A 23,945-nucleotide genomic window follows, 5' to 3' on the forward strand; every position below is an offset into this window, starting at 1 on the left:
GGAGGTGTGGCGGGGCCGGGCGGCGGGGGCCGGGGGTGGACGTGGTGGTCCGGCGGGGGTGTGGGTGAGGGTTTGGCGTGGGGGCCGGGCGACCCCCGCCCGGCGGGGGCGCGGTCAGTCCGTCGCTGCCCAGAGGCTGCGCACGTGTCCCAGGTGCCGGGTCATGATCGCGTGTACGGCCTTCTCGTCGTGCTCCAGCAGGGCGTCCAGCAGTTCCAGGTGCTCCTGGGCGGAGGCGAGCAGCCGGCCCGCCTCCACCAGCGCGGTAAGCCCGTACAGACGGGAGCGTTTGCGCAGGTCGGCGACGACCTCGACCAGGTGGGCGTTGCCCGCCAGGGCGAGCAGGCCGAGGTGGAAGCGGGTGTCGGCCTCGACGTAGCCGATCAGGTCGCCCGCCACCGCGGCGGTGACGATCTCCCGGGCCGCCGGGCGCAGCGCCTCCAGCGAGACGCGGTCGGCCGTACGGGCCAGCTCCACCACGGTGGGGATCTCGACGAGGGAGCGGATGTGTGTGTACTCGTCCAGCTGCCTGTCGGAGACGGCGGTGACCCGGAAGCCCTTGTTGGGCACGGTGTCGACCAGCCCTTCCTTGGCCAGGTCCAGCATCGCCTCCCGCACCGGCGTCGCCGAGACACCGAAGCGGGTGGCGAGCGACGGCGCCGAGTACACCTCGCCGGGGCGCAGCTCACCGGCGATCAGCGCGGCTCGCAACGCCTCGGCGACCCGCTCGCGGAAGCTGCTCCGGCCGCCCAGCCGGGGGAGTGCGGGCGGCTCGGCGCCCTGCCGGTCCTGTGCCATGTCACGCATCACCCGGCGAGTCTAGAGGACGAAACCCTCCGGGAACGGGTCGGTGGGGTCCAGCAGGTACTGCGCGGTGCCGGTGATCCACGCGCGGCCGGTGAAGCTGGGCAGCACGGCCGGGATCCCGTCGACCTCCGTCGTGTCCAGCAGCCGTCCCGTGAAGCGGGTGCCGATGAACGACTCGTTCACGAACTCGGTGTGCAGGGGCAGTTCGCCGCGCGCGTGCAGCTGCGCCATGCGCGCGCTCGTACCCGTGCCGCACGGGGAGCGGTCGAACCAGCCCGGGTGGATGACCATGGCGTGCCGGGAGTGCCGGGCCGTGGCGCCGGGCGCGAGGACGTGGACGTGGTGGCAGCCGCGGATGGACGGGTCCTCGGGGTGCACCGGCTCCGCCTCGGCGTTGATCGCCCGCATCAGCGACAGGCCCGCGGCCAGGATGTCGTCCTTGTGGGCGCGGTCGAAGGGCAGGCCGAACGCGTCGAGCGGGAGGATCGCGTAGAAGTTGCCGCCGTAGGCGAGGTCGTAGGTGACCGCGCGGCCGTCGGGCAGGGTGATCGCGCGGTTCAGGCCGGCGGCGAACGACGGGACGTTCCGCAGGGTCACGTGCTGTGCGGCGCCGTCCGCCACCGCTACCTCGGCGACCACCACCCCCGCCGGGGTGTCGAGCCGGATGGTGGTCACCGGCTCCACCACCTCCACCATGCCCGTCTCGACCAGCACGGTCGCCACCCCGATCGTGCCGTGCCCGCACATCGGCAGATAGCCGGAGACCTCGATGTAGATGACGCCCCAGTCGCAGTCCGGCCGGCTCGGCGGCTGGAGGACGGCGCCGCTCATCGCGGAGTGGCCGCGTGGCTCGTTCATCAGCAACTGCTTGAGGTGGTCACGGTGTTCACGGAAGTACAGCCGTCGTTCGTTCATCGTCGCACCGGGGACGGTGCCGATCCCGCCGGTGATCACGCGGGTCGGCATGCCCTCGGTGTGCGAGTCGACGGCGTGCAGGACGAACTTGCTGCGCATGGTCCCGCCCTCCTTACGCGAGGCCCGCGGCGACGGCCTTCTCGGTGGCCGCACGGACCGCGGCCTCCTGTTCGGGCAGCAGCGGGACGCGCGGCGGGCGCACCGGGCCGCCGTAGCGTCCGACGACGTCCATCGACACCTTGATCGCCTGGACGAACTCCGTTCTGGAGTCCCAGCGCAGCAGCGGGTGCAGCTGCCGGTACAGGGGGAGCGCGGTGGCGAGGTCACCGGCCACCACGGCGCGGTACAGCTCCGCCGAGGCCCGTGGCAGCGCGTTGGGGTAGCCGGCCACCCAGCCCTTGGCACCGGCCACCGCCAGTTCCAGCAGGACGTCGTCGGCACCGGCCAACAGGTCGAGTTCCGGAGCGAGTTCGGCGATACGGTAGGCCCGGCGGACGTCTCCGGAGAACTCCTTGACGGCCTGCACGAGCCCCTCGCCGTGCAGCCGGGCGAGGAGTTCGGGCACCAGGTCGACCTTGGTGTCCACCGGGTTGTTGTACGCCACCACCGGCAGGCCCGCCCGCGCCACCTCCCTGTAGTGGGCGAGGACGGACCGCTCGTCGGCGCGGTAGGCGTTGGGCGGCAGCAGCATCACCGACCCGCAGCCGGCCTCGCCCGCCTGCTCGGCCCAGCGGCGGGCCTCGGCGGAGCCGTACGCGGCGACGCCGGGCATCACCCGCTCACCGCCGACCGCGGCCACGGCGGTCTCGACCACCCGCCGGCGTTCGTCGGGGGTGAGTACCTGGTACTCGCCGAGCGAGCCGTTCGGTACGACGCCGTCGCAGCCGTTCGCGACGAGCCAGGCGCAGTGTTCGGCATAGCGGTCGTGGTCGACGCGGAGGCCGGCGGTGAGCGGGAGGGCGGTGGCGACGAGGATGCCGCGCCAGGGACGCTTCGGTGCCTCGGACATGGACGTTCTCCCCTTCGTAGGGTGTGACATATTACTGACCCGGACTCGAGTACAACCGCGACCCACGGGACTTGGGTACAACCGCGACCACGGGACTCGGGTACAACTGCGGCCACGGGACTCGGGTACAACCGCGGCGCCTAGCTCAGTCCGTGCCGGCCCCGGCGTCGGTTCCCGGAAGTGCGGCCAGCACGCCGAGCGGTACCGGCCGGGCGAACGGCCGGCGTCCGGCGGTCGGCGGGCAGCCGGCCAGCCCCGCCACCCCGGGCGCGCACATCCGGCCCTGGCACCAGCCCATCCCGGCCCGGGTGAGCAGCTTCACGGTGCGCAGGTCACCGGCGCCCAGCGTGCCGACGGCCTCCCGGACCTCCCCGGCGGTGACCTCCTCGCAGCGGCACACCACCGTGTCGTCCGTGACCGCCTGCGCCCAGCCCGCCGGCGGGGCGTACACCGCGTCGAGCGCCGTGGCGAACGCCCGCAGCCGGGTCCTGGCCCGGGCGGCGGCGGCCCAGCGGCGCGGGTCGGGGGCGGTGCCGTACAGGCGGGCGGCGGCCGAGCGGCCGGCGATGTGGCCCTCGGCGAGCGCGAGGGCCGCCCCGCCGACACCGGTCGCCTCCCCGGCCGCCCAGACGCCGGGCACGTCGGTGCGCTGCTCCTCGTCGACCCGGACACCCGTGCCGGACAGGGTGCAGCCGAGGGTCTCGGCGAGGTCGGTGTGCGGCAGCATGCCGTGACCGACGGCGAGGGTGTCGCAGGGGATGCGCCGCGCGCTGCCGGGCCGGGGGTGCCCGTCGCGGTCGAGCGCGGCCACCGTCACGGCCTCCAGCCGGTCGGTGCCGTGCGCCTCCACCACGGTGTGCCGGGTCAGCGTGCGCACCCCGTGCCGGAGCAGCCGTACCGCGTACCCGGCGCCCTCGGCGAGTCTGCCGGGCTGCGCGGCCAGGGCGGGCGCCGTGCGCAGCAGCGCGCCGGGGCCGGCGGACTCCACCAGCGCCGTGACCCGGGCGCCGGCCGCGGCGAGCCCGGTGGCCACCGGCAGCAGCAGCGGCCCGGTGCCCGCGATCACGGCCGTCCGGCCGGGCAGCACCAGCGCGCCCTTGAGCATGGCCTGCGCGCCGCCCGCGGTGACCACGCCGGGCAACGTCCAGCCGGGGAAGGGGAGGATCCGCTCGTAGCCGCCGGTGGCGAGGAGCACGGCGTCGGCGCGGACGGTGCGGCCCTCCTCCTGTGCGGGGCCGAGCAGGCTGTGCACGGCGAAGGTTCCGGACGGCTCGTCCCGTACCGCGCACCACACATGGTGATCCGTCAGGTGCGTGATCCGGCCGGCCGCGCGGTGCCGGGCGAGACCGTCCCTGAGCCGTTCCCAGGTGCGCCCCCGAGGATGCGGGGCGTGTGCCGGGCGGGGAGCGAGGGCCGGGGCGGGCTGCCGGTAGAACTGTCCGCCGGCCCGGCCGCCCGCGTCCACGAGCGTCACCCGTACACCGCGCGCGGCTGCGGCCAGGGCCGCGGCGAGGCCCGCCGGGCCCGCGCCGACGATGGCGAGGGTCGGTCGTTCACTCATGGCCCGGCTCCGCGTCCCGCGGCCGGCTGTCGGCCCATCCCGTCCCCGGCTGGGTGCGGATGGCGTCGCCCGGGTGCACCGGGACCAGGCAGGCCCGCTGGTTCGGGCGGTCGTCGACGCTCACCAGGCAGTCGAAGCACACGCCGATCCCGCAGAACACTCCCCGGGGCCGGCCCGCGCCGCGGGTGTCACGCCAGGCGGTCACGCCGGCCGCCCACAGGGCCGCCGCGACCGTCTGCCCGGGCAGCGCCGGCAGGGGACGGCCGTCGAAGGTGACCGTGAAGGCCCCGTCCGGCCGGGCCGGGGCCGGCTCCGGTGGGTCTGCGGGATGCCGTCTCAGTGGACGCACGGGTTCTCGCCTCCGTCGGTGTCGAACCGTTCCGGCCGGAACGGCGTGAGGTCCAGCTCCGATGCCGTCCCGGTGAGGGCCTGCGCGACCAGCCGCCCGGTGGCCGGGGCGAGCCCGATGCCGGCGCCCTCGTGCCCGCAGGCGTGGAACAGGCCGGGCACCCGCGGGTCGGGGCCGATCGCCGGCAGGTGGTCGGGCAGGTACGGCCGGAAGCCCGCGTACGTCCGCAGCGCGCGGACCCGCGCCAGGAACGGGAACAGTCCCACGGCCCCCGCCGCGAGCGCCCGCAGCGCGGGCAGGGACAGCGAACGGTCGAAACCGACCCGTTCCCGGCTCGCGCCGATCAGTACCGGGCCTGCGGCCGTCGCTTCCACGACCGGCGAGGTGCGCAGGCCGGCCGAGTCGCTCGCCACGTCGGCCACGTAGTCCGCGGCGTACACCTTGTGCCGGATCACGCGCGGTGGCAGCGGCTCCGTGACCAGCACGAAGCCGCGCCGGGGGAGTACCGGCAGCCGGACACCGGCGAGCGCCGCGAGGTCACCGCCCCAGGTGCCGGCCGCGTTCACCACCGCCGGCGCGTGGATGTCGCCCCGGTCGGTGCGCACGCCGTACACCGCGCCGTCCGCCGCGCGCAGTACCCCGGTCACGGTCCGGTCCGTGTGCAGGCGGGCGCCGGAGGCACGGACCAGGTGCGCGGCGGCCAGCGCGGGCATCACCTGGGCGTCCTGCGGATAGTGGACCCCGCCCGCCATGCCGGACGCCAGCCGGGGTTCGAGGCAGCGCAGCCCGTCCGCGTCGACCGGTACGGCCGTGACCGAGGCGGCCCGCTGTCCGGCGGCGAACTCCCGCAGGGCGGTCAGGGCTTGGGGTGTCCGGGCGACCACCAGGCCGCCCTTGGGCTCGTACTCGATCGCCGTGCCCAGCTCCTGCGCCAGGTCCGCCCACAACACGGCCGACAGCAGGGCGAGCCGCAGTTCGGGGCCGGGTTCCTTGTCGGAGACGAGCACGTTGCCCTCGCCGGCGCCGGTGGTGCCGCCGGCCACCGCGCCCCGGTCCACCAGCCGTACGTCGAGGCCGGCCCGTGCGGCGTACAGCGCGCAGGCCGCACCCACCATCCCGGCTCCTACGACCACGACGTCACAGGTCGGTCGCTTCGTCACGGCAGTACTATGTCACATATCGCAGCCACTGGGGAGACCTCGCGAGAGACCTCGCGCAGCCTTCGGCGGCCCTCGTCGACCCAAGCTCACCCGCCCGGAGTCCCGGGTGTGGACGCCCCCTTGACGCCGCGGGACGGCGGATCGACACTCCAAGAAGGGAATCCTAGTGAACAGGTAGGAAATCATGGCGCGCCTCGAAGCGGTCACCGGCCCAGCGGGCCGGACGCCGTCGCGCGCACTCCTGCTCACCTCCCGCCGTCACATCGACCTGCTGCGGGTCTGTAGCGCGATCAGCCTCCACCGCTGAGCCGGGCCCCTCCGCGCCCACCGCGCGGCCGTACCCCCACCGTCCGGCCGTACGCCCACCGCCCGGCCGCTCCCGTGCCCGCGCACCCGTCCGCACGCCCATCACCCGGGGAGACGCATGTCCATCACTCCGCTCGCCGCCGCGCCGTCCGTCCACCGCGCCGCGCCCCTCTTCCGGGGCCGGATCGGCCGGGACGCCCGCAGCGGCCACTACGCCGTGCCGCACCGCTACCGGCTCCACCTGTCGACCGCCTGTCCCGACGGGCTGCGCCTCGCCGTCGGACACAGCCTGCTCGAACTGGACACCAGCTGTCCGGTCACCCTGCTGCCCGCCGTCCCGGACCAGCCCGGCGGCGGCCACACGGCGCTGCGCCCGCTGTACGAGGCGAGCGCCCACCACCACACCGGCCCGGCCCTCGCACCCGTGCTCAGCGACGACTGGTCCGGGCGCATCGTCAGCACCCACGCCCCGGACATCCTGCGCGACCTGGACCGCTTCCGCGACCTGGACCGCTTCCGGCACACCGGCCACGCCCGACTCCACCCCCGCGGCCTGGAGTCCGTGATCGAGGCCGTGGAGCGGATGTGTGCCGAGGGGGTCGAGGAGGCCGCGCAGCGCGCCGGCCGGGCCGGTGCCGCCCCGGACGAACGGGCCGCCGCCCTGGAGGTGCTGCTCGACACCCTGGACCGGCTGGAACGGAGGCTGAGCGGGGAGGAGTACCTGGTCGACGGCCGGCTGACCGCCGCCGACATCGAGTTGTGGGTGTCCCTCGTGCAGCTGGACACCGTCCACCGCTGCCACCTCGACGCCGCCGCCGTGCACCGCATCGCCGGCCACCGCGCGCTGTGGGCCTACGCCCGCCGCCTGACCGCCCGGCCCGCCTTCGGCCGCCACCTTGACCTCGACGGCATCGCCCGCCGCCACCACGGCCGCTGCCAGGGCCTGGAAGCCGCCGGAGCCGCCGTCCAGATCCTGGACTGGGCGGGTCACGCCGCGGAGACCTCGGACGCTTCTCGCAGGTGAGCGTGGGCTGTTGGCGTCCAGTGCGCGGACAGCCGTTGACATTCGAACGGACGACTGCCTTACTTACCGCTCAGAACGGTCATGAGTGTCAGCGCCAAGCCCTGGCTCGCTGACCGGCAACCCTCGCACCGCGGTGGGGTGCCCCAGGTGACGACCGGACCGGATGACGTTTTCGGTAAGCGCGAGGCCACACGGGCCGGAACAGTGACAGGTGACGCCATGTACGCAGCTCCCAGGACGGCCGACAGCCGCCCCCAGGGCTGCGTACCGTCGTTCGCCGGCCTCCTCGTCGCCGACCGCGCCGTCGACCTGCTCCGCGTGAACAGCGCACTGTGTACCGCGCCGGGCCTCGCCCGCTGCCGGGGCTGACGCCTCCTCCCAGCCCCCCGCGTTCCCGCCGCACACCGTCCTCGTGGTGTGCCGTTGTCCACCCAGCTCCCGGTTCCGCGCGTTCCCGTGCGCCGCCCCGCGCCCAGTGCCGTCGGGGCCCGCACCCGCTCGCCGCCGTCCCGGGGTGTCCGATCCCGCCGGAGTCCGCCATGAGTGAACCCCCAGGCGCCGCCCTCTCCCTCGCCGAGGCGCCACCACCCACCGACGCCCCGCCAAGACCGCTGACCGCACAACGCGTCCAGCCGCTGCGCCGGCCCGGCCGGTGGATCGTCACCGCCGTCGTCCTCGTGCTCGTCACGCAGATCCTGCACGGGCTGGCCACCAACCCCTTCTACCAGTGGGACCGGTTCCGCTACTGGTTCCTGCGCCCCGCCGTTCTCGACGGACTCCTCGTCACCCTCGAAGTCGCCGCGCTCAGCGCCGTGCTGGGTCTCCTCGGCGGCGTCCTGCTGGCGCTCGCCCGGCTCTCCGGCAGCCCGGTGCTGCGCGCGGTCAGCTGGACGTACACCTGGCTGTTCCGGTCCGTGCCGCTGATCGTGGTGCTGATCTTCCTGTACAACTTCAGTGCCCTGTACAAGACGTTGAGCCTGGGTGTGCCGTTCGGCCCGGCCTTCGTCAGCTTCGACGAGTCCAGGCTGGCCACCGACATGACGATCGCCGTCGTCGGCCTCAGCCTCAACGAGGCGGCGTACGCGGCCGAGGTGGTCCGCGGCGGCATCCTCTCCGTCGACCAGGGCCAGCACGAGGCCGCCGCCGCGCTCGGCCTGCCCAAGGGGTACCAGTTCCGCCGGATCGTCTTCCCGCAGGCCCTGCGCTCCATCACCCCGAACTACGTCAACCAGTTGATCGGCCTCGTCAAGAGCACGTCCCTGGTGTTCTACGTGTCCCTGCTCGACCTGTTCGGCTCGGTGCAGTCGCTGGGCAGCACCTACCCCGGCGACGTCGTGCCGCTGCTGCTGGTCGCCACCGTCTGGTACCTGATCCTGACCAGCGCCGTGTCCGTCGTCCAGTTCTACGTCGAGCGGTACTACGCCCGGGGCGCCACCCGCACCCTGCCGCCGACACCGGCACAGCGGGCCCGGGCCGCACTGGCCGGCCTGCGGGCCCGGCTGCGCGGGGAGGCCGCCGTATGACCACCGCCGAAACCCTCGACAAGGCCGTCCCCGCCGCGCTCGAACTGCACGACGTCCACAAGTGGTACGGCGCCCACCGCGTCCTCGACGGCATCGACCTGACCATCCGGCCCGGCGAGGTCACGGTCATCCTCGGCCCGTCCGGCTCCGGCAAGTCGACCCTCCTCAGGGTCGTCAACCACCTGGAGAAGCCCGAGATCGGCCACGTCAGCGTGGGCGGCGAACTGATCGGCGTGAAGCGGCACGGCGAACGGCTGAAGGAACTCAGCGAACGCGCCATCCTCGCCCAGCGCAGCCGCATCGGCTTCGTCTTCCAGAACTTCAACCTGTTCCCGCACCTGACCGTCCTCGACAACGTCGCCGCCGCTCCCGTCGCCACCGGGAAACTGACCAGGCCGGCGGCCCGCGAACTCGCCCGCGAGCTGCTCACCCGCGTGGGCCTCGGCGACCGGACCGGCGCCTACCCCCGGCAGTTGTCCGGCGGCCAGCAGCAGCGCGTCGCCATCGCCCGCGCCCTCGCCCTGCGGCCCGGGGTGATCCTCTTCGACGAGCCGACCTCGGCGCTCGACCCCGAACTCGTCGGCGAGGTACTGGCCGTCATCAAGGACCTTGCGACCAGCGGCACCACCCTGGTCATCGTCACCCACGAGATCGGCTTCGCCCGCGAGGTCGCCGACCGGGTCGTCTTCATCGACGGCGGCCGGATCGTCGAACAGGGCCCGCCCGGCGAGGTGCTGGACCGGCCCCGCCACGAACGGACCCGGGACTTCCTCGCCAAGGTGCTCTGACCCCCGCCCTCCGGCGGCGCACCCACGACCTCCCCCCACGGCACCACTCCCACCACCGTCATCAGCGAGACAAGCGAGACAAGGACAGCCACGCCATGCCTACCCACCTCTCCCGACGCAGCCTGATCCGGGGCATCACCGCGGCGACCGCCGTCGCCACCCTCGCCACCGGGCTCGCCGCCTGCGGGGGCGACAGCGAGGCCGCCACCACCGATGCCGCGGGAACGGTCACCGTCGGACGGCTGTCCAACGGGGCCGCCAAGGAGACCACGCTGAAGGTCTCCGAGGTGAAGTCCATCCGTGCCGAACTGCCCGCGTCCGTCCGCAGGAGCGGCAAGCTCGTCATCGGCGTCGGCGGCCTGCCGGCCGGATCCGCGCCGCTCGACTTCACCGGCACCGACCAGAAGACCCTCACCGGCTCCGAGCCCGACTTCGGCCGCCTGGTCGCCGCGGTGCTCGGACTCAAGCCCGAGATCAGGAACTTCACCTGGGAGAACCTCTTCGTCGGCGTCGACAGCGGCAAGGTCGACGTGGCCATCTCCAACGTCACCGACACCGAGGAACGCAAGAAGAAGTACGAGTTCGCCTCCTACCGCAAGGACAACCTCGCCTTCGAGGTGCTGAAGAAGAGCACCTGGAACTTCGGCGGCGACTACGAGAACCTCGCGGGCAGGACGGTCTCCGTGGGCGCGGGCACCAACCAGGAGAAGATCCTCCTGGAGTGGAAGACGCGGCTGGCCAAGGAGGGCAAGAAGCTCACCGTCAAGTACTTCCCGGACCAGAACGCCACCAACCTGGCGCTCAGCAGCGGCAAGATCGACGCCTTCCTCGGCCCCAACCCCTCCGTGGCCTACCGGGCCAGGCAGACCGCGAACACGCCCAGCCCGACCCGCAACGCGGGCACCTTCTCCGGCGCCGGCGAGACGCTCCAGGGCCTGATCGCCGCCACCGCCAAGAAGGAAAGCGGGCTCGCCAAGCCGCTCGCGGACGCCGTCAACCACCTCATCGAGCACGGGCAGTACGCCAAGTGGCTGGCCGCCTACAACCTTTCCAACGAGGCCGTCGCCAGGTCCGAGGTCAACCCGCCCGGGCTGCCGCTGACCAATTCCTGACCCCGACCCCCCTACCCGCCGGAAGAAGAGAGGACCCCGCCTTCCGTGGCACACCCGAACGACGTGCGCGCGGGCGGCGCCCCGACCGCCCCGCCCGGCGGCAGTCCGCTGGACAACGCCGTCTGGGCCGCGCTCGACGGCCCCCACGCGCACCTCGCCGAACGGTACGGGCGCGCGGCCCGCTACCGGGCGGACCTGTACGCCTTCGCCGCCCTCGCCGACCCGGCGGACCCGGCCGCCTGGGCCGACCTGCACACCCTGGCCGGACCCTCGGCCACGGTACGGGTCAAGCCCGTCGGCCGGGTGCCGGACGGCTGGGAGCTGCTCGCCGAGGGGGAGGGCGTCCAGCTCGTCGACACCGCGCTGCGCGCCGAACCTGCCCCGGAAGCCGTCCTGTTGGGCCCCGCCGACCTGCCCGAGATCCTCGATCTGGTCGCCCGCACCCGGCCGGGCCCGTTCCTCACCCGGACCGTCGAGCTGGGCAGCTATCTCGGCATCCGGCACCGCGGCAGGCTGGTCGCCATGGCCGGGGAGCGGCTGCGGCTGCCCGGCTGGACGGAGATCAGCGCCGTGTGCACCGACCCCGCGCACCGCGGCCGGGGACTGGCGACCCGGCTGGTGCGGGCGGTCGCCGCGGGCATCCGGGACCGCGGGGACACCCCGTTCCTGCACGCCGCCGCCGGCAACACGCCCGCGATCCGGCTGTACGAGTCGATCGGCTTCACCCTGCGCCGCCGCTCCCGCGTCGCGCACCTGCGCACCCCGGGAACAACCGCCCCCGGCCGGGCGTTGAGCGTCCTGACGAGATCCGCCGGGCGGACGCCGATCGGGCCCGCCTCGCCAGCCGGAGGGAGATGACGGCCGTGACGCCCGTACGACCGCGGCAGCGCCCGCTGTGCCTCCCGCACCCCTACCGCTCCGTCCGTCTGCACTCCCGGCCGCACATCGACCTCCAGCGCGTGTCCGCCGCGCTCTGTCGCCGCTGACCCCAGCCCCCGGCCTCCCCGGCCCGGTTCTCCTCCTGCCGCGCTCGCCCCTCGCCGCACCCTGCCCGCGAGCCGGCCCTCTCGTACGGACATCAAGGAAGGCACCGACGTGTCCTCGACCCCCTCCGCACACCTGCATCTCGCCGTCGCCCTGGACGGCACCGGCTGGCACCCCGCGTCCTGGCGCGAGCCGGCCGCCCGCCCCCGCGACCTGTTCACCGCCGGCTACTGGGCCGGCCTGGTCGCCGAGGCCGAACGCGGCCTGCTCGACTTCGTCACCCTGGAGGACGGCCTCGGCCCGCAGTCCGACCAGCTCCTGGCACCCGACGAGCGCACCGACCGGGTCCGCGGCCGCCTCGACGCGGTCCTCGTCGCCTCCCGCGTCGCCCCGCTCACCCGGCACATAGGCCTGGTCCCGACCGTGGTGGCCACACACACCGAGCCGTTCCACATCTCCAAGGCCATCGCCACCCTCGACTACGTCAGCGCCGGACGCGCCGGCCTGCGCGTGCAGATCACCGCCCGCCCGAACGAGGCCGCCCACTTCGGCCGCCGTACGGTCCCCCGGATCACCGGCTTCGACAGCCCGGGCGCGCAGGAACTGATCAGCGGCCTGTTCGACGAGGCCGCCGACCACGTGGAAGTGGTGCGCCGGCTCTGGGACAGCTGGGAGGACGACGCCGAGATCCGGGACGCGGCCACCGGCCGCTTCATCGACCGGGACAAGCTGCACTACATCGACTTCGAGGGCCGCTTCTTCAAGGTCAAGGGCCCCTCCATCACCCCCCGCCCGCCGCAGGGCCAGCCGCTGGTCACCGCCCTCGCCCACCAGACCGTCCCCTACCGGCTCGTCGCCCGCCAGGCCGACATCGGCTACGTCACCCCGCGCGACGCGGCACACGCCCGCGCGATCGTCGCGGAGATCCGTGCCGAGCAGGAGGCGGCGGGCCGCGCCGGGGACACCCTCCACGTCTTCGGTGACCTCTTCGTCCTCCTCGACGACAGCCAGGCCGAGGCCGAGGCGCGCCTCGGCCGCCTCGACGCCCTCGCCGGTGAGCCGTACACCAGCGACGCCCGCGTCTTCACCGGGACGGCCGCCCAACTGGCCGACCTGCTGGAGGAGCTGGCGGCCGGCGGGCTGACCGGGTTCCGGCTGCGCCCCGCGGTCGCCGGCCACGACCTGCCGCGCATCAGCCGCGAGCTGGTGCCCGAGCTCCAGCGCCGCCACCGCTTCCGGGACGCCTACGAGGCCGGCACCCTGCGCGGCCACCTCGGCCTCGCCCGCCCCGCCAACCGCTACGCCGCAGCCACCGCCTGAGCCAGGAGGACCGCCCCCATGAGCAAGCCGCTGAAGCAGATCCACCTGGCCGCCCACTTCCCCGGGGTCAACAACACCACCGTGTGGAGCGACCCGGCAGCCGGCAGCCACATCGAGTTCGAGTCGTTCGTGCACTTCGCGAAGACCGCCGAACGCGCCAAGTTCGACTTCCTGTTCCTCGCCGAGGGGCTCAGGCTGCGCGAACAGGGCGGCAAGATCTACGACCTGGACGTGGTCGGCCGCCCCGACACCTTCACCGTGCTGGCCGCGCTCGCCGCCGTCACCGACCGGCTCGGCCTGACCGGCACCATCAACTCCACCTTCAACGAGCCCTACGAGGTGGCCCGCCAGTTCGCCAGCCTCGACCACCTCTCCGACGGCCGCTCCGCGTGGAACGTCGTCACCTCCTGGGACGCCTTCACCGGCGAGAACTTCCGCCGCGGCGGCTTCCTGCCGCAGGAGGAGCGCTACTCCCGCGCCAAGGAGTTCCTCGCCACCACCCAGGAACTCTTCGACTCCTGGCACGGCGACGAGATCCTCGCCGACCAGGCCACCGGCACCTTCCTGAAGGACGCCGCGGCCGGCGCCTTCGTCCACCAGGGACAGCACTTCGACATCCACGGCCGGTTCAACGTGCCGCGCTCCCCGCAGGGCCGCCCCGTCATCTTCCAGGCGGGCGACTCCGACGAGGGCCGCGAGTTCGCCGCCTCCACCGCCGACGCCATCTTCAGCCGCTACGCCACGCTGAAGGAGGGACAGGCCTTCTACACCGACGTCAAGTCCCGCCTCGCCGCGTACGGCCGCCGCCCCGACCAGCTGCTCATCCTGCCCGCCGCGACCTTCGTCCTCGGCGACACCGACCAGGAGGCCGCCGAACTCGCGCGCGAGGTCCGCCGGCAGCAGGTCAGCGGCGCCACCGCCGTCAAGCACCTGGAGTTCGTCTGGAACCGTGACCTGTCGGCGTACGACCCGGAGGGCCCGCTGCCCGACGTCGACCCTGTGGTCGACGAGGAGCACATCTCCCGTGGCCGCGCCCAGGTGCGGATGTACCGCGACCCGATCGCCATCGCGCGGGAGTGGCGGCAGCTCGCCGAGGCCAACAAGTGGTCCATCCGGGACCTGGTGATCAACACCGGCAACCGGCAGACCTTCGTCGGCACCCCGGCCACCGTCGCCCGGACCATCAACGACTTCGTGCAGGCCGACGCCTCCGACGGGTTCATCCTCGTCCCGCACATCACGCCCGGCGGACTCGACCCGTTCGCCGACAAGGTGGTCCCGCTGCTCCAGGAACAGGGCGTGTTCCGCACCGACTACGAGGGCACGACCCTGCGCGACCACCTGGGACTCGCCCACCCCGACGCCGCCGGTGTCCCGGCCGAGCGGGCCGCGTCGTGAGGTTCCTCGCGATCACCCTGATCGTGCACCGGCCGGACCCGGTCACGGGCGTGCGGAAACCGACGTACGACCGGTTCCGGGAGGTCCTCGACAGCGCGGTGCTGGCGGAGGAGCTGGGCTTCGACGGGTTCGGCGTGGGGGAGCGGCACGAGCGGCCGTTCCTCTCCTCCGCGCCGACGGTCGTGCTGAGCCATGTCGCCGCGCTCACCCGGCGCATCCGGCTCTTCACCGCCGTCACCACGCTCAGCCTGCTCGACCCGGTCCGGGCCTACGAGGACTACGCGACGCTGGACCACCTGTCCGGCGGCCGGCTCGACCTCATCATCGGCAAGGGCAACGGCACCGCCCAGCGGGAATTGTTCCAGGTCACCCCCGAGGACCAGTGGGAGCGCAACGCCGAGAGCCACGAAGTGTTCCGGCGGATCTGGCGGCAGGACCGGGTGACCGCCGACACCCGCTTCCGGCCGCCGCTGAAGGACGCCGAGGTGTGGCCGCGGCCGTACCAGCGGCCCGTCCGCGTCTGGCACGGCAGCGCCACCAGCAAGGAGTCCGTGGACCTCGCCGCCCGGTACGGCGCCCCGCTGTTCTCGGCGAACGTCACCCACCCGATCGAGCCGTACGCCGAGCTGGTCCGCCACTACCGGGAACGCTGGGAGCACTACGGCCGCGACCCGGCCGGCATCGCGGTCGGCGCCGGCTCGGCCGGCCTGTGCGTCACCCGCACCTCGCAGGAGGCGCTGGACCTCTACCGCCCGGTGTTCGAGAGCAACCTGGCCTTCCACCGTGACGCCGGCCTGCCCGTGCTGTTCGACACGCTGGAGGACTTCGTGGCGCGCACCTCCGCCCTGATCGGCAGCCCCGAACAGGTCATCGACAAGGTCCACCGCTACCACGAACAGTTCGGGCACAGCGTGCTCCACGTGCAGGCGGACGCCGGGGGACTGCCCGGCGGCCGGCACCGGGACTCGCTGGAGCTGTTCCAGTCGGAGGTGGCGCCGGTGCTGCGCCGGGACATCCCTGACCCGCCGTTCCCGTGGGCACCGGTGCTGCCCGCGCCCGGCCCGGCGGCCGAGTCCGTGCCCGATCCCGTGCCCGCCGACCGCTGAGGTCCCGCCGACAGCGACTGGCGCAGGGCCGGGACGGCGGTGTCGAGGACCGACTGGTCCAGCAGGGTGGTCACCCCTGCGGCCGGACAGACCGCCGGCACCCGCCGGTCGGCACGGTCCTCTCCCGGGAGCATGCGGTCATGCTCACACGCCCGGACACCCCCGCCGCCGTACCGGTGCAACCGTTCGCACGACGGAAACACGCGCGTCGCGCGGACACACCGCCTTCGTGCCCGGACACAGGGCGTTCGCGGTACGGGCGGCGGCGTGGCCGCGGACGTCACCTCCCCCGTGGGTGACGTCCGCGGCCGTTCCCCCGGCGCCGGACTGTGGCGGTGTGCCGCCCGGGTCCCGTCACCAGCACATGACGGCCGTCTCTCCCGAACCCCAGGTGGAGTACAGGCGGACCCGGACGGTGTAGCGGCGGCCCCTGACGAGCCGGACCCGGACGGCGGCGTTGTCCGGCGTGCCGCCGTCGTCGTGCCCCGCGAGGAAGCGCGGTTCCCCGTCACGCTCCTCGAAGACCACCAGCACGGTGTCGGCGTCGCCGAAGGCTCCCACGGTGTACTCGCGGGTCTCCGGCGGCTCGACGGTGAAGTCGGCCTGCCCGCCGGGCCCCAGCCCGAGCGGCGCGGACCGGAACGGCACCAGCGCGGCCGGCTCGGACAGCCCGGTGGGCGGGTACCAGCGCAGCACGAACTCCTTGTCGGCCGGGGACGGCGAGCAGGGCGGGCGCAGCCCCCCGCGGTACTGCTCCGGCTCCAGCACCAGCCCCGGCCCGATCGGCAGCGTCATGACCGACTGCGGATCCCACACCGAGCCGTCCGCCGCGCAGGCGTCCAGCCGGCGCAGTACGTTCGTGTACGTCGTCTCCCGGCTCCAGAAGTTCGGCGGGCCCGCCAGTTCGGCGTACACGGCCTCGTCGTCCCAGTGGAGCCCGGCGAACGGGCTCTGGTGCTCGTGCACCATGCCGAGCGCGTGTCCGATCTGGTGCAGGACCGTCCCGCGCTCCCCGGGCGCGGTCACGTCCCAGCCGAGGTTGACGGTGCGCTCACCGCGCCCGGCCGACAGCGCCTCCCGGCCGACCGCCGACCAGGAACCGGCACCGGCCTGGAACCCGATCCGCAGCTCCGCCTCATGACGGTCGCCGACCTCGGTGAACGTGACGCCGATGCCGAGGTCCTGCCACTCGCGGAAACACCCGCGGACCACGTCCCGCTGCTCCGCGCCGCCCGCCCACGGCACCCGGCGCAGCTCGCCGGTCCCGGGGACCGGGATCACCGAGGCGTCGCAGCGGGTGTCCAGGAAGCAGTAGTGCAGGACGGTGCCGTTGACCCACATCCGCCGCCCGGCGAGCAGCGCGCCCAGCCGCCCGGCGGTCAGCCCCGGTGCGAAAGACGGGGCCGGCTGCCGCGGAAGCGAGCAGAGGCGTCGGGTCATGCGGCCAGCGTGCCGCACCGCCCGGGCCGCACGCCTGAGTCGGGGGCTACTCAAGTCACCCTGTATCAAAGCTGAGTACGCGCGCTCAGTATGACGTGAGAACTGACGAGCAGGACGCGAGCACGCCCGCACCGCCCTGGCCGTTCACGGGCCGGACGGACGAACTGGAGCTGGTGCGCGGGGCGTCGGCCGCCGGCCGGCCCGGCATCGTGGTGACCGGACCGGCCGGCCGCGGCAAGACCCGGCTCATCACGGAGGCGGTGCGGGGCACGGACCACGCCCGGGTGACGGGTACCCCCGAGGCCCGCGGCCTGCCCTTCGGCGCCTTCGCCCCGCTGCTCCCCGGCACCCTCTCGCTGCACCAGGCGGTCCGCGCCCTGTCCGGGGTACGCCTGCTCATCGTGGACGACGCCCAGCTGCTGGACGAGGCCTCCGCCGCCCTGGTCCACCAGCTCGCCGTGCACGGGCGCACCCGCCTGCTCGTGGCCGCCGCCGACGAGGTGCCCGCTCCGGGCGCGGTGTCCCGGCTGTGGACCGGGGAGCTGCTGCCCCGGCTGGCCCTCGCCCCGCTGTCCCGGGAGGACACCGCCCGGCTGCTCGCGGGCGCCGCGCTGGAACCGCTGACCGTGGGCCGGCTGCACCGGGCGTGCCGGAGTGATCTGCGGCTGCTGCGCGACCTGGTGACCGGGCTCGACGCGTCCGGACGGCTGACGCCCGTCCCGGGCACCGGCGAGCGGGCCTGGCGGGGCGCGCCACCGGTCACCCCGGCCGTCCGGGAGCGGCTCGCCCCGGCCCTGGAGCGGACCGGCCCGGGTGAGCGTGACGCCCTGGAGCGCCTGGCGTTCGCCGAACCCCGGCCGCTGCCGGCGGACGGGCTGGACCTGGACGCCCTCGAACGCCTGGAGGCGGACGGCCTCGTCGACGTGGACGACCAGGGAGCCGTCACCCTCGCCCACCCCCTGCACGGCCCCGTGCTGCGCGCCGCGGCCGGCCGGCTGCGGGCCCGCCGGCTGGGCCGCGCGCCCTTCGCGTACGGACCGGCGCTCGCCGCCGAACAGCGGCTCCTCGCCGGCCGGTTGGAGCGGCTGGACGTACGGACGGTGCCGACTCCGGTGGGGGAGTGGCTGGTGGCGGAGGGCGGTCCGCTGCCCGCCGGGTACGCCGCGGTCCGCGCCCGGTTCGCGCGGCTGCGGGGCGAGCTGCGCGAGGCGGCGGCCTGGGCCAGGGAGGGGCTGCGGGAGGCGCCCGGGGACACCGGGTGCCGGACGGAACTGGCCCTGGCGGAAGGGGAGCCGGGCGAGACGGCCGACCCCGACGACGTCCACGCGCTCTACGGCGCCGTACGCCTCGGCGCTCCCCGGGAGGCCGTCGGACGGCTGCCGGCCGGCAGTGTGTTCGCCCGGCACGCCGAGGCACTGGCCCGCGGCGACGGGACCGCGCTGGACCGGGCCGCGCAGGCGCTCGCGGGGCGGGGATTCCTGCTGTACGCGGCGGAGGCCCACGCCCAGGCCGCACGGGCCCACCGTGACCCACGTGCCGCGCGGCTGTCCCGCATCCGGGCCGTGGCCCTGGCCCGCCGCTGCGAGGGGGCCCGCACGCCCGCCCTGACCGGGCTCCTCCTCGGCGAACTCACCGCGCGGCAACGGCAGATCGTCGCACTGGCGGCGGCGGGGCTGAGCAACCGGGAGATCGCCGAGAAGCTGACCCTGTCCGTGCGGACGGTGGGCAACCACCTGTACGGCGCCTACACCCGGCTGGGCACGGCGGGCCGCGGCACCCTGCCCTGGCTGGTGGACGTGCCCGAGCGGGAGACGGCGTAGGGCGCGCCCGCGCACCGTCTCCCTCACGCCGATCCGCGTACTGCCCCTGACGCCGTCCCGCGCACCGTCCCTCACGCCGCGCCGAACGCCGCGAACGCCCAGCCCGTCGCCTGGTGCACCGCGTCGCCCGGCAGCGTCGTACGGGCGTCGCGCAGGGCCTCGGCCAGGGAGAGGCCCGCGCCGAGGCCCTTGTGCAGGGCCAGCATCAGCGGCACCACCGCCGCGTCGTTGACCGGCGCGCTGCTGGCCACCACCCCGGCCGTGCCCAGCGGCAGCAACGCGGTGACCAGGCCCAGCAGTTCGTCGGCACCGACCGAGGCGAGGCGGGCGGTGTCGCAGCTGGAGAGGATGATCCGGTACGGGCTGCGGGACAGCCGCTCGAAGTCGTGGACGATCAGCGGCCCGTCGGCCATCCGCAGGGCGGAGAACAGCGGGCTGTCCGCGCGGAACGTGCCGTGCGCCGCGAGATGGGCGAGGCCCGCCCCGTCGAGTTCCGCCAGCACCCGCGGCACCTGCGCGTCGTCGCCCTCCAGGACCGTCGCCGTGCCGTACCGGCCGGCCAGTTCGGGCACCTCCGCACCGCCCGTCGCCAGGCCGGGACCGCGCACCAGCACCGGCCGGCCCTCCGGCGGCGGCTCCGTCTCCCGGGCCCGTAGCCAGCTGCCCGCCGACGGCGACACGCTCAGCACCCGCTCCCGCAGCGCGGGCAGCAGCGCCCACGGCACCCGGTGCAGCGCCCCCGGCGGCACGACCACCACCGGTCCCGGACCGAGCGACTTCGCCGCCCCGGCCAGCAGCAGTTCCTGCAACCGCCGGCCCGCCGCCTCCACCAGCGGCAGCCGCGCCTCGGCACCCGGGTGCGCGAGCCGCCGCAGCCCGGCCTGCACATGCCCGGCCTCCGCCACCGCCTCCGCCAGCGACCCGCCGGTGAACCGCCGCACCCGGCCCTGCCCGCACAGCAGCACGTGCACCCGGCCGTCCACGACGGCCAGTTCCACCAGCCACCCGTCACCGAGCCGGTCCAGCAGCCGGGCCACGTCCAAGCGGTCTCCCGCGCCGGTGGCGGCGCCGCCCATGTGCCGGGTCCGGGAGCGGATCTCCCGCTCCAGGCGCCGCTGTTCGCGTTCCAGCGCCGGTACCGGGCGGCCCTCCATCCGGGCGGCCTCCGCGCGGGCCGCGATCTCCCGGTAGGCGGTCAGACCGCTCAGCAGCGCCGGATCGTGCGGCGGCCGGGCCGGTGGCGCGGACAGTACGGTCGCCCGCCACCGCTCGCTCCACACCAGCAGCCGCCGCGGACCGCCCTGCGCGAGGCTCACCTCCTGCGCCAGCGCGGCCAGTTCGGCGCCCTGCGCGGTGGCGTGGGCCCGCAGCTCCGAGGCGCCCAGCGTCATCCGGTGGTCGTCCAGCACGTCCAGGCCGCGCCGGCACGCCTCCAGCACCCCCCGCCGCGAACCGGCGGCCCGCGCCCGCAGCGCCTGCGCCGCCCAGCCGGTCATCCGGGCCGGTGGCCGCCCGCAGTTCCGGCTGCGGGCGGCCACCGCCAGATGCCGTTCGGCGTCCGCCGTCCAGCCCAGCTCCAGTGCGATCCGGCCCGCGAGCAGTGAGGCCTCGGGTGCGGCGGGCGACCCGAAGGAGGCCAGCCGCTCGGCGACCGCCGCCGCGTCCCCGACCAGCCGCCCCGACCGCCGGCCGGCCGCCACCCGCGCCTCGATCAGCACCAGTCGGGCGTGCGTCTCCCACCACGTCCGGCGCTGCGCGGCGAACAGGCGTACGGCGACGGCGGCGCGGGCTATCGCGGTGTGCGGGTCCCCGGCCGAGCGGGCGGCCCGCGCCGCCGCGAGCAGCAGCTCGGCCCTGCGGGTGGACTGCCCGCCGATCCGGTCCAGCACCGCGCCGGCCGCGTCCGCCTCCGCCAGCGCCTCCGGGGCGAGCCCCGCCGCCATCAGCACCTCGCACCGCCGGATCGACAGGTTGTAGGTGGGCGTGCCCAGCTTGGCGTACCGCTCCTCGGCCTCGTCCAGCAGCCGCAGCGCCGCCGGGATGTCCCCGGACCGGAACGCGGCGAGCCCCCGGCTCTCCACCGCGTCCGCCTTGTCGTGCTCCTGGCCGGTGGTGTCCCACAGCCGCTCCGCCGCCGTGAAGTCCGCGACCGCCCGGTCCACCGCGCCGAGCGCCAGGTGCACGGTCGCCCGCAGGGTCAGCGCCCGCGCGGTCCAGATGTCGTCGCCGGCCTGCCGCAGCACCGGCAGCGCCCGCCGTACGTCCTCCAGCGACTCGCGGTGCCGCCCCAGCACCCACCACACGTACGCCCGCCGGAACAGCACCCGGGCCCGGGTGTGCCCGCTGCCCCGGGCGACCCCCCGCTCGAACGACGCGAGCCCCTGCCGCGTGCGCCCCGCGTGCACCAGTGCGACCCCCAGCGTCGCGAGCACATCGGCCTCCCGGTCGGCCGACTCGGCGCGCGCGGCCAGGTCCCGGGCCCGCCGCAGATGCCGGAGCGCGATGCGCAGATCCCCGAAGTCCCGCTGCCAGATGCCGAGCACCTGGTGGGCCACGCTGGCGTGCAACGGCGGCGCGGCGGAGCGCAGGACGTGTTCGGCGCGTGCCCGGGCCTCGCCCGGATCGGCGAACACCATGGGCAGCAGTTCGAGCACCGACTCGCTTCCCGCTGTCACGTCTCGCATGGTAGTGGCCTGCTGTATCAGACGGTGGTCCCGCGGCTCTCACTGTCGGACACCGTCCCGAGGGGGAGATCACGACATGGCACCACAGCGATTCCACGAGCAGTTCGAGCACATCCGGCGCTCCCTGCCGGACGTCCCCCTCACCATGGGGCCCGACGACACCCCCGGCCTCCTCTACGAGAAGGGTGTCGTCCTCGTCCGGGGCGGTGAGGACGTCCGGTTCGTCGAGGACGCCGTGCGCGCCCACTTCACCGAGACCCCGGGCCTCGTCCCCGACCACGTGGGCCGCGTGGACCCGCCGGCGGACCGCACCGGCGTCACCCGCGTCCGCGTCGGCGACCCCGCCGGGGGCGAGGACACCGTGCCGCACGCCCTGCGCGCCGTACGGGCGGCCGAGCGGCGCCGGGGCCGCCGGCTGGCCGGCCGCAACCACGTACTGCACATCGCGGTCAACGCCTGCCCCGGCGACGAGCCCGTGCCCGCCCCGCGCACCGAGGCCGCCAACCCGGCCGTCTCCGGGGCCCGTCACGACCCGGCCACCGCCGTCGGCGTCCTCGTGATCGACACCGGCCTGGTGCACGACCACCTCGCCTACCCGCCGCTCGCCCACACCACCGGCGACGCCCAGCTGACCGAGACCGACGGCGACGGGGTGCTCCACCAGTACGTCGGCCACGGCACGTTCATCGCCGGGATCCTCGCGGCCCTCGCGCCCAACACCGACATCACCGTCCGGGGCACCCTCAACGACGCCGGTGCCGTCCTGGAGTCCGAGTTCGCCGGCCGGCTCTTCGAGGCCGTCGACCGGGACGGCTGGCCGGACATCATCAGCCTCTCCGCCGGCACCCCCGGCGCGGACACCGACGGCCTGATCGGTCTCGACACGTTCATGCGGGAACTGCGCGAGCGGCGCACCCTGCTGGTCGCCGCCGCCGGCAACAACGGCAGCGACACCCCGTTCTGGCCCGCCGCCTACGCCGCCCTGCCCGAGTACGCCGACTGCGTGCTCTCGGTCGGCGCCCTGCGCGCGGACGGCGAGTCGGGGGCCTGCTTCACCAACCACGGCCCCTGGGTGCGCGTCCACGCCCCCGGCGAGCGCCTCACCAGCGCCCTCACCGGCTTCGTCACCCCCGTGCCGTACGTCTACCAGCACTCCACCTACGACGACTGCCGGTTCGGCGCCGACTACGCCTGCACCTGCCTGTACCCGCGTCACACCGGCGTGCTGAGCGAGGGCCGGGAGAACACCGGCGGCAAACCCGACCAGGTGATGTTCGACGGCCTCGCGCAGTGGAGCGGCACCTCCTTCGCCGCACCGGTGGCCGCGGGACTCGTCGCCGCCCGGATGACGGCGTACGCCGAGCGCGACCCGCGGGTGGCCGCCGCCCGGCTGCTGGCGGCCGGCACCCACCGGGCGGAGGTGCGCGGGGCGCACGTCCCCGCGCTCCGCCCGCCCACCTGGCGCCCCGTCCGCACCGTGATCCCGGCGCTGCCCGCATGACGGCCGGAACCCTCCGCTCCGCGGCGTACGATGACGTGCCGTACACAAGGGGTGGAGCCGTGGACCGAGCAGAGGTCGGCGCGCTGGTCCAGTCCGCCGTCGACGGGGACGCCGCGGCCTGGAAGGCGCTGGTGGAAGGGATGAGTCCGCTGGTGTGGTCGGTCGTGCGCGCCCACCGGCTCTCGGACGCCGACGGGCACGAGGTCTTCCAGACCGTGTGGTTCCGCTTCGCCCAGCATCTGGGCCGGATCCGGGAACCGGACAAGACCGCCGCCTGGCTGGCCAGTACCGCCCGCCACGAGTGCCTGAAGGTGCTCAGGCAGCTGACGCGGCTCACTCTCACCGACGATCCGCAGCTGCTCGACCGGGCCAGCCAGGAGCGGACGCCGGAGGAGTCGCTGATCGACACCGAGGAGGCGGCGGACCGCGCCGAGCGGATCCGCCGGCTCTGGCAGGAGCTGGACTCACTGGGCGAACGCTGCCGGCAGCTGCTGCGCGTGCTGATGGCCTCGCCCCCGCCCAGCTACGGGGAGATCTCCGCCGCCCTCGGCATCGCGGTCGGCAGCATCGGCCCGCTGCGCCAGCGCTGTCTGCGCCGGCTGCGGGCCCGGATGGACACACGGGGTGCGGTGTGAACGACGACGAGCCGCGCCGGGACGCGGTCCCGGACGAGGACGCTTACGCGGACACGCTGCTGGAGGAGGAACTGCGCCTGGCCGCCGCCGTCCTGGACCCCGTCCCGGCCGAACTCCTCCAGAGCGCCCTGGACGCCTACGCCCTGCACGACCTGGACGCCCGGCTCGCCGAGCTGACCTTCGACTCGCTCGTGGACGCGCTGCCGGTCCGGGGCGCCACGGACGCGCCGCGCATGCTGACGTTCCGGGCGGGAGAGGTGACCGTCGACGTCGAGGTCACCGCCGACGGGCTGATCGGCCAGGTGCTGCCGCCGCAGCCGGCCCGGATCGAGGTGCTCGGCGGCCCCCGGGCCCCGCGCCCGGTCGCGGCCGACACCCTCGGCCGGTTCACCAGCGACACGCCGCCGGCCGGCCCGTTCGCCCTGCGGCTGCGCACCGGTGCGGAGGTGATCGTCACCGAGTGGCTGCGCACCTGAGACCGCTCACCGGGTAACGGGACGGGG

General features: G+C 74.8%; 22 protein-coding genes and 1 riboswitch. Of the genes, 14 read left to right on the forward strand and 8 right to left on the reverse strand.

The genetic code is table 11. The annotated features are described in order from the left end of the window. Positions 1-114: 114 nt before the first annotated feature. The 6 genes from ABZ117_RS14150 to ABZ117_RS14175 all read right to left on the reverse strand — a co-directional run bounded on the left by ABZ117_RS14150 (position 115) and on the right by ABZ117_RS14175 (position 5,801). On the reverse strand, positions 115-798 hold the full coding sequence (locus ABZ117_RS14150) for a GntR family transcriptional regulator (protein WP_356820608.1): 684 nt from the start codon (positions 796-798) through the stop codon (positions 115-117). 21 nt (positions 799-819) lie between these two features. After that, on the reverse strand, positions 820-1,821 hold the full coding sequence (locus tag ABZ117_RS14155) for a proline racemase family protein (protein ID WP_356820494.1): 1,002 nt from the start codon (positions 1,819-1,821) through the stop codon (positions 820-822). Positions 1,822-1,834: 13 nt separating this feature from the next. Beyond that, entirely contained in the window at positions 1,835-2,731 is an 897-nt protein-coding gene (locus tag ABZ117_RS14160) for a dihydrodipicolinate synthase family protein (protein WP_356820496.1), read from the reverse strand. Positions 2,732-2,876: 145 nt separating this feature from the next. Then, positions 2,877-4,292, reverse strand: a complete 1,416-nt coding sequence (locus ABZ117_RS14165) for an FAD-dependent oxidoreductase (protein WP_356820497.1) — start codon at positions 4,290-4,292, stop codon at positions 2,877-2,879. Further along, on the reverse strand, positions 4,285-4,632 hold the full coding sequence (locus ABZ117_RS14170) for a (2Fe-2S)-binding protein (protein WP_356820610.1): 348 nt from the start codon (positions 4,630-4,632) through the stop codon (positions 4,285-4,287). Before ABZ117_RS14170 ends, ABZ117_RS14165 begins: the two co-directional genes overlap by 8 nt. Beyond that, a complete protein-coding gene (locus ABZ117_RS14175; RefSeq protein ID WP_356820499.1) occupies positions 4,629-5,801 on the reverse strand; it encodes an FAD-binding oxidoreductase in 1,173 nt (390 codons plus the stop codon). The genes ABZ117_RS14170 and ABZ117_RS14175 overlap by 4 nt, the downstream gene beginning before the upstream one ends. Before the next feature lie 184 nt (positions 5,802-5,985). On the opposite strand from ABZ117_RS14175, the gene ABZ117_RS14180 reads away from it, so the two are divergent. The 10 genes from ABZ117_RS14180 to ABZ117_RS14225 all read left to right on the forward strand — a co-directional run bounded on the left by ABZ117_RS14180 (position 5,986) and on the right by ABZ117_RS14225 (position 15,362). After that, entirely contained in the window at positions 5,986-6,108 is a 123-nt protein-coding gene (locus ABZ117_RS14180; protein ID WP_356820501.1) for a putative leader peptide, read from the forward strand. A gap of 117 nt (positions 6,109-6,225) precedes the next feature. After that, positions 6,226-7,131, forward strand: coding sequence for a glutathione S-transferase C-terminal domain-containing protein (locus ABZ117_RS14185; RefSeq protein ID WP_356820503.1), 906 nt, complete (start codon positions 6,226-6,228; stop codon positions 7,129-7,131). A 77-nt stretch (positions 7,132-7,208) separates the two neighbouring features. Continuing rightward, a riboswitch (SAM riboswitch) is annotated at positions 7,209-7,319 on the forward strand. 31 nt (positions 7,320-7,350) lie between these two features. Further along, positions 7,351-7,500 carry a hypothetical protein gene (locus ABZ117_RS14190; RefSeq protein ID WP_356820504.1) on the forward strand — a complete coding sequence of 50 codons (150 nt, stop codon included), beginning with the start codon at positions 7,351-7,353 and terminating at the stop codon, positions 7,498-7,500. A 170-nt stretch (positions 7,501-7,670) separates the two neighbouring features. Continuing rightward, a complete protein-coding gene (locus ABZ117_RS14195; RefSeq protein WP_356820506.1) occupies positions 7,671-8,654 on the forward strand; it encodes an amino acid ABC transporter permease in 984 nt (327 codons plus the stop codon). Next, positions 8,651-9,442 carry an amino acid ABC transporter ATP-binding protein gene (locus tag ABZ117_RS14200; RefSeq protein ID WP_356820508.1) on the forward strand — a complete coding sequence of 264 codons (792 nt, stop codon included), beginning with the start codon at positions 8,651-8,653 and terminating at the stop codon, positions 9,440-9,442. The genes ABZ117_RS14195 and ABZ117_RS14200 overlap by 4 nt, the downstream gene beginning before the upstream one ends. A 95-nt stretch (positions 9,443-9,537) precedes the next feature. Beyond that, entirely contained in the window at positions 9,538-10,554 is a 1,017-nt protein-coding gene (locus tag ABZ117_RS14205; RefSeq protein WP_356820510.1) for an ABC transporter substrate-binding protein, read from the forward strand. 45 nt (positions 10,555-10,599) lie between these two features. Continuing rightward, a complete protein-coding gene (locus tag ABZ117_RS14210) occupies positions 10,600-11,412 on the forward strand; it encodes a GNAT family N-acetyltransferase (RefSeq protein ID WP_356820512.1) in 813 nt (270 codons plus the stop codon). Positions 11,413-11,649: 237 nt separating this feature from the next. Further along, on the forward strand, positions 11,650-12,858 hold the full coding sequence (locus ABZ117_RS14215) for an LLM class flavin-dependent oxidoreductase (RefSeq protein ID WP_356820514.1): 1,209 nt from the start codon (positions 11,650-11,652) through the stop codon (positions 12,856-12,858). An 18-nt stretch (positions 12,859-12,876) separates the two neighbouring features. Continuing rightward, positions 12,877-14,256 (forward strand): NtaA/DmoA family FMN-dependent monooxygenase, encoded by a 1,380-nt coding sequence (locus ABZ117_RS14220; RefSeq protein WP_356820516.1) that lies wholly within the window; start codon positions 12,877-12,879, stop codon positions 14,254-14,256. Further along, positions 14,253-15,362, forward strand: coding sequence for an LLM class flavin-dependent oxidoreductase (locus ABZ117_RS14225; RefSeq protein WP_356820518.1), 1,110 nt, complete (start codon positions 14,253-14,255; stop codon positions 15,360-15,362). The genes ABZ117_RS14220 and ABZ117_RS14225 overlap by 4 nt, the downstream gene beginning before the upstream one ends. A gap of 354 nt (positions 15,363-15,716) precedes the next feature. Here the strand turns inward: ABZ117_RS14225 and ABZ117_RS14230 are convergent, their stop codons facing one another. Continuing rightward, a complete protein-coding gene (locus ABZ117_RS14230) occupies positions 15,717-16,802 on the reverse strand; it encodes a M12 family metallopeptidase (protein ID WP_356820520.1) in 1,086 nt (361 codons plus the stop codon). A gap of 95 nt (positions 16,803-16,897) precedes the next feature. Between ABZ117_RS14230 and ABZ117_RS14235 the strand changes: the two genes are divergently transcribed. Continuing rightward, positions 16,898-18,622, forward strand: a complete 1,725-nt coding sequence (locus tag ABZ117_RS14235; protein ID WP_356820522.1) for a LuxR C-terminal-related transcriptional regulator — start codon at positions 16,898-16,900, stop codon at positions 18,620-18,622. A 71-nt stretch (positions 18,623-18,693) separates the two neighbouring features. Here the strand turns inward: ABZ117_RS14235 and ABZ117_RS14240 are convergent, their stop codons facing one another. Further along, positions 18,694-21,306 (reverse strand): CHAT domain-containing protein, encoded by a 2,613-nt coding sequence (locus ABZ117_RS14240; RefSeq protein ID WP_356820524.1) that lies wholly within the window; start codon positions 21,304-21,306, stop codon positions 18,694-18,696. 76 nt (positions 21,307-21,382) lie between these two features. Here ABZ117_RS14240 and ABZ117_RS14245 point away from each other — a divergent pair, with 76 nt between their 5' ends. From ABZ117_RS14245 to ABZ117_RS14255, 3 genes are read left to right on the forward strand one after another with little or no spacing between them, the layout of a single operon-like run. After that, positions 21,383-22,807, forward strand: a complete 1,425-nt coding sequence (locus tag ABZ117_RS14245) for a S8/S53 family peptidase (RefSeq protein ID WP_356820525.1) — start codon at positions 21,383-21,385, stop codon at positions 22,805-22,807. Next, the gene (locus ABZ117_RS14250) at positions 22,804-23,442 is read left to right on the forward strand and encodes a sigma-70 family RNA polymerase sigma factor (protein ID WP_356820527.1); all 639 of its coding nucleotides are present in this window, start codon (positions 22,804-22,806) and stop codon (positions 23,440-23,442) included. Before ABZ117_RS14245 ends, ABZ117_RS14250 begins: the two co-directional genes overlap by 4 nt. Next, entirely contained in the window at positions 23,439-23,918 is a 480-nt protein-coding gene (locus tag ABZ117_RS14255; RefSeq protein ID WP_356820529.1) for a hypothetical protein, read from the forward strand. Before ABZ117_RS14250 ends, ABZ117_RS14255 begins: the two co-directional genes overlap by 4 nt. Positions 23,919-23,945: the final 27 nt, after the last annotated feature.

Source organism: Streptomyces sp. NPDC006309 (genome assembly GCF_040613095.1).
Classification (GTDB): Bacteria; Actinomycetota; Actinomycetes; order Streptomycetales; family Streptomycetaceae; genus Streptomyces.

What these genes read in the sequence shown, in the direction of transcription:
- ABZ117_RS14220 (WP_356820516.1), top strand. Translation starts at nt 12,877, where the DNA reads ATGAGCAAGCCGCTGAAGCAGATCCACCTGGCCGCCCACTTCCCCGGG.
- ABZ117_RS14200 (WP_356820508.1), top strand. Translation starts at nt 8,651, where the DNA reads ATGACCACCGCCGAAACCCTCGACAAGGCCGTCCCCGCCGCGCTCGAA.
- ABZ117_RS14155 (WP_356820494.1), bottom strand. Translation starts at nt 1,821, where the DNA reads ATGCGCAGCAAGTTCGTCCTGCACGCCGTCGACTCGCACACCGAGGGC.
- ABZ117_RS14205 (WP_356820510.1), top strand. Translation starts at nt 9,538, where the DNA reads ATGCCTACCCACCTCTCCCGACGCAGCCTGATCCGGGGCATCACCGCG.
- ABZ117_RS14240 (WP_356820524.1), bottom strand. Translation starts at nt 21,306, where the DNA reads ATGCGAGACGTGACAGCGGGAAGCGAGTCGGTGCTCGAACTGCTGCCC.
- ABZ117_RS14165 (WP_356820497.1), bottom strand. Translation starts at nt 4,292, where the DNA reads ATGAGTGAACGACCGACCCTCGCCATCGTCGGCGCGGGCCCGGCGGGC.
- ABZ117_RS14245 (WP_356820525.1), top strand. Translation starts at nt 21,383, where the DNA reads ATGGCACCACAGCGATTCCACGAGCAGTTCGAGCACATCCGGCGCTCC.
- ABZ117_RS14150 (WP_356820608.1), bottom strand. Translation starts at nt 798, where the DNA reads ATGGCACAGGACCGGCAGGGCGCCGAGCCGCCCGCACTCCCCCGGCTG.
- ABZ117_RS14230 (WP_356820520.1), bottom strand. Translation starts at nt 16,802, where the DNA reads ATGACCCGACGCCTCTGCTCGCTTCCGCGGCAGCCGGCCCCGTCTTTC.
- ABZ117_RS14185 (WP_356820503.1), top strand. Translation starts at nt 6,226, where the DNA reads ATGTCCATCACTCCGCTCGCCGCCGCGCCGTCCGTCCACCGCGCCGCG.
- ABZ117_RS14195 (WP_356820506.1), top strand. Translation starts at nt 7,671, where the DNA reads ATGAGTGAACCCCCAGGCGCCGCCCTCTCCCTCGCCGAGGCGCCACCA.
- ABZ117_RS14250 (WP_356820527.1), top strand. Translation starts at nt 22,804, where the DNA reads ATGACGGCCGGAACCCTCCGCTCCGCGGCGTACGATGACGTGCCGTAC.
- ABZ117_RS14180 (WP_356820501.1), top strand. Translation starts at nt 5,986, where the DNA reads ATGGCGCGCCTCGAAGCGGTCACCGGCCCAGCGGGCCGGACGCCGTCG.
- ABZ117_RS14160 (WP_356820496.1), bottom strand. Translation starts at nt 2,731, where the DNA reads ATGTCCGAGGCACCGAAGCGTCCCTGGCGCGGCATCCTCGTCGCCACC.
- ABZ117_RS14190 (WP_356820504.1), top strand. Translation starts at nt 7,351, where the DNA reads ATGTACGCAGCTCCCAGGACGGCCGACAGCCGCCCCCAGGGCTGCGTA.